1 protein-coding gene is annotated in these 557 nt (G+C 51.7%); it reads right to left on the bottom strand.

The features are described 5' to 3' along the window. The coding region (locus FGT79_RS30665; protein WP_138756595.1) for a hypothetical protein at positions 1-512 on the bottom strand (512 nt) is incomplete at its 3' end. Between the last annotated feature and the right edge of the window lie 45 nt (positions 513-557).

Genomic DNA, 557 nt, shown 5'->3' with positions numbered 1-557 from the left:
TGCCGGTTAGCCTGCAGCGCGATCCGCAGGAAGTAAGTAGGCGGCGTAGGGGAAAACTTCTTGTCAATATCCCCGCGCTGCGCCAATTCCTCCAGATCCACGCCTGCCATGCTGCCTTCTGAAAATTTAAATGTTCCGTCGATTGATTTGTACCTTCCCTCGCCACGCCCGGCAACTGCCTTGCTGGATCGGGAACGCAAATTGTTCCATAGATCCGAATTCATATATCTGGTGAGTCCGGGGTTTTGTGTTGGTCCAGCCATCAAGGAGCCTTTACCAAACTGCTCCAGCCATGCTTGCCAGTAATCCGCCGTAATCTCCATGCTATACATGTCGGAAGCGAGTACTTCAAGATGCTGCCTGACATGATTGCGCACCTCAGGATAATAACGGATGTTTCCTTTGGCCGTATCGGCGACAAGATCAGCAAGCTTGATGATCTCTGACAGGAGCTCGTTTCGCAAGTCGCGCTCAGCTGCAGCATGATTATAGCCCTTGATTCCGAATGTCATCGCGTATCCTCCGAGAGCTGTATGTGTAGGAGGTTCGGGTATTTC

Origin of the sequence: Paenibacillus sinopodophylli, from assembly GCF_005930355.1 — a bacterium.
Classification (GTDB): Bacteria; Bacillota; Bacilli; order Paenibacillales; family Paenibacillaceae; genus Pristimantibacillus; species Pristimantibacillus sinopodophylli.
This window is presented reverse-complemented; position numbering and strand designations above follow the sequence as displayed.